At 32.4% G+C, this 3,719-nt stretch carries 4 protein-coding genes; all 4 read left to right on the forward strand.

What is annotated here, in order from left to right:
• Positions 1–609 (forward strand): hypothetical protein (locus A1D18_RS00095; RefSeq protein ID WP_171910793.1); only part of this gene is annotated, 609 nt, incomplete at its 5' end.
• A 625-nt stretch (positions 610–1,234) separates the two neighbouring features.
• Positions 1,235–1,645 (forward strand): hypothetical protein, encoded by a 411-nt coding sequence (locus A1D18_RS00100; protein ID WP_071661802.1) that lies wholly within the window; start codon positions 1,235–1,237, stop codon positions 1,643–1,645.
• Positions 1,646–1,658: 13 nt separating this feature from the next.
• On the forward strand, positions 1,659–2,930 hold the full coding sequence (locus A1D18_RS00105; protein WP_171910794.1) for an insecticidal delta-endotoxin Cry8Ea1 family protein: 1,272 nt from the start codon (positions 1,659–1,661) through the stop codon (positions 2,928–2,930).
• A gap of 95 nt (positions 2,931–3,025) precedes the next feature.
• Positions 3,026–3,190 (forward strand): transposase, encoded by a 165-nt coding sequence (locus A1D18_RS06725; RefSeq protein WP_143750398.1) that lies wholly within the window; start codon positions 3,026–3,028, stop codon positions 3,188–3,190.
• Positions 3,191–3,719 lie beyond the last annotated feature (529 nt).

The raw sequence follows: 3,719 nt of genomic DNA on the forward strand, positions 1-3,719 counted from the left end.
AAATCGTATCGGAATACTAAAAAACTGAATCAGAAAAAAAATAAAAATAAAAGAAAAGATGTGTTTCCGTCTGTGCGGGAAAAAGATAAACCCAATATAGCAAAGCATCCGTTACTTAATCAAAAAAATAATGCTAATTATTTCCAACCAATTACTCAAAACTACTTTGCTTCTAAAACACTAAAAACATTACCTAAATTTCAAACAGAAAAGCAGCTTCGGCTAACTTCTAAATCAGAATCAACAAACACAAAAGATAATTTCTTTAAAAATTCACATTTTGATAAAAATAAGAGTTTTCATAAAGCGAATAAATTTTTACCGCAAGAAAATTTAAGATTAGAGAAAACGCGATCGATATATCCTAAATTACCCTATGAACAAAATCAATCGGGCTCAAAACCGAATTCGCATTCTTTCTCTATACAGCCACACACGCCTAATACTCACAATACACTGATCTTTTTAGATTTTGTTGTTAGAAAATCTTTAAGGAATCCCATTGTGCCAGTTTCTTCAGATAAAAAATTAAACAAAAACATAAAAAGAGCTATAATACAAAAAGATAAACTTAATAATCGAACATATTTTAATTCATCAATTTCCTAAATAGTCCATAGCCTAAGAAGTTTGCTTCGTAAATATCTAACAACTAAATTGATTAAAATGATCGTATTCTGCATCGAGAATCTCAGTTTTATTTTCACGAAGAGCAGTAACCGCTAAAGCCCATTTCATTTCTTCATTCAGATCGGAATAAAGAGAGCTTTTTGATGAACCACGGCTTGTTCACTTAAGGAATGAAAATCATCCCAAAGAGGTTTATTTTTATTTTACATATAAGGCTTAGCATTACCAGAATAAGACGTGTTGCCAAGTGCTTTATGTGGTACTAATTGTCTAGTAGAATTAAGCATGTGCTAACTCCTGTTTTTCTAATTTTTCTAAAGCTTTTGAATAGATCTCAAAACCATTGAAAGCTTCAATATCTTCAGCAGCTTGACGTAAATGTTTAATTCCTTGTGGCAAATGTATAGATCTTCAAGATCTTTAACGGGTATATGTCCATTATCAAGAAGGAGGTTTAATTAGCTAAAAGAATACTGCCACATTCTAATATCATTACGAACCCTCAATATAATGTAATTTTCAAAAAAATTTGATAGTTTATAATAAAGGCTCAGATAAAAAATTTTTAAATTAATTAATTAATTTTTACAACAAAGGATTTTTTATGACAAATTTTATATTTAACATATATAGAGAAAATACCAATAATTCTTCGGACAGTTATAAGCTACCTGATCAAATATTTCCGCAAGAGGATATAACGAATTTTTCTGAAGTTTACAATTTTGGAATACCACCTAATAGTAGTAAGGATGTGCTAAACCAAAATAGGGGAATCATCCCTGGAGCACATAAACAATACCGGGTGACTAACATAGGTAGGAAGGATATCATTGCTCAAATTAGGTGGGGTACAGCAGTTCAATGGATGGGGGTCATGGGAAAACAAATAATACCTCCTGGAGAAACGAAAATTGTTAGAAATGAAGGTCGTGCATATTACTGTACTTGTTTACAGCTTATTAATGAAACTCCTTCTAGATCTATAGTGGGAGCAAGTTATGCAGGTTGGTAATACAGATGTCACAATGAATAAACCATTTGAAATTAGTAATTATGATCCTAGCTATATCCAATTTATAGATAATTACTCATTGGAAGAAGTAGATTTTAATGCAGCGCTTAAATCGGTATTAATATTTGGAATATCAAAAATACCAGGAGTAGGTGAAGGATTAGCACTGTTACTTGATATATTCTGGCCACAAAAAAAGGAAAATTTATGGGAACAAATTAAAGATAAAGTAGAAAACCTTATTGATCAAAATGCTTTGCAAATAATAGAACTAATCTTATCTGGAGATATAAAACAATTTGAAGAAAGAATAAAAACAGTAAATAGCGAAATTTTAGGAAAAAAATTAAAAGATGCTAGTAATCATTATATGAATATAGCAGAAGACTTAGTAGGGTTTGAAAAAAAATTTATTTTTGCAGATCTAAAAAGATTAGACAAAAAGGCAATTAATCTCTATGTACTGCCATTATATTCCACGACGGTATTAATGAAAGTATCCTATTATATCACTGGAATTCAAAAGGCCGAATTAATTGGATTAAACGAATCACAAACAACAAGACTTAAAAAATATTTAAATAGGTTAATCCACGATAGTAAAGGAGTTAATTATTACATTAAAACCTTAAACGAAGATCGTATCGATGCAACTTACGATGATGCCCCACCGGATGAGATATTCGACGCCATGATGTACACACGTAGCTTTACTGCTATAAATGGTCTAGAATACATCCCTATTTGGAATAAAATGGTTGAGTTGCATTCTTTAGATATGGAATGCTATGTAGATGTAATTTCCTATTCAAAATTATTTGGTCGACAGACCCCTGATTTAGCTAAACAAGCTACTGCAGTAGAAATGACACAGCCTCTGACACCTGATCTTCTAAATAATGGCCAACGCAATAAAATAAAATCTATCACTGGATACATTCGAAGGATAGGAGGGAGTCCTCGAGTAGGCGGTGGGAAAATCATCTTTGAAAATGGTACAAACTACCAATTTGGGACTATCACAAATGAATTGGTTTACAAAGAATTGAATGGTGCCTTAATTAATAATTTGGTAGTTTATGGTAATAAAGCGATAGATGAAGCAACCTTTTATTTTTCAGATGGAAGTCAACTTTCTTTTGGCGAACGGGGATACCCCCCCACATATCATGAATTTAAATTATCAGGCCATCATATCGTTTCTTTTTATATAACTAGCGATGCGCCTAGTCTTGCTGGCCAAGCAGCTAACATCGCTGTAGCTTATCAACTTACTAATAAATAACAAAATTTTCAAGTAACCCATAGATTAATTTAAATTTGTGGGTTACTTTTATTTATTTTTTATGTAGCTCATTCGAAAATTATGAGGAAGATGTTATGAACGCAGCACAACAATTAAAGCAACAAGGCCTACAGCAAGGCCGGCATAAAGACAAATTATCGCTTGCTAAAAAACAGCTTAATCAAGGAATCGATTTGGATCTTATCAAAAGTGCCGGTGGCTTTTCTGAGCAAGAATTACTTGAGTTCGAAGAATCTTAAAGATCTATATCTGATTTGGTTTTAATTCAACTTGAAAATGTCTAATTTCCCCTAAATTAACAGCTTAATTCTATGGCGCTTTTTTCTAAAGCACCATCTAAATAGAAACTATTCACATTAATTCAAAGAAGGTTTCGTGTACCAAAATTGTACCAAACTGAAATTTAATACACTTAAACTACTGTAGTTTTCACTAGCTTATTAAGTTTGCAAAGTATCGCAAGTGTTTGATTATTAATTGTTTTTTAAAAAATACATCAGCTTCGGGAGTTAGGGGTCGGAGGTTCGAATCCTCTCATCCCGACCACCCCCCATTGGCTAATTCTAGCGCGTTGTTACCTTCCTTTCGTGATCATTTTCCTCATTCCGGTTCTGATTTTTTAGCTAGCGCGGCTAATGATACGGAGCTCCAGAGCCAGTCCCTATTTTTAAGTTGGATTTATCATACGCTTTGGGTTAAAAAAGCAAACCTTTAAATTTCAGAGAAACTATCGAAATGGAGCACGAAAATCAGATATATAGGGCTATC

This window comes from Candidatus Rickettsiella isopodorum (assembly GCF_001881495.1).
Lineage (GTDB): Bacteria > Pseudomonadota > Gammaproteobacteria > Diplorickettsiales > Diplorickettsiaceae > Aquirickettsiella > Aquirickettsiella isopodorum.

Bases quoted from the DNA above. Each gene is read 5' to 3' on its own strand.
- A1D18_RS00100 (WP_071661802.1), top strand. From the start codon at position 1,235: ATGACAAATTTTATATTTAACATATATAGAGAAAATACCAATAATTCT.
- A1D18_RS06725 (WP_143750398.1), top strand. From the start codon at position 3,026: ATGAACGCAGCACAACAATTAAAGCAACAAGGCCTACAGCAAGGCCGG.
- A1D18_RS00105 (WP_171910794.1), top strand. From the start codon at position 1,659: ATGAATAAACCATTTGAAATTAGTAATTATGATCCTAGCTATATCCAA.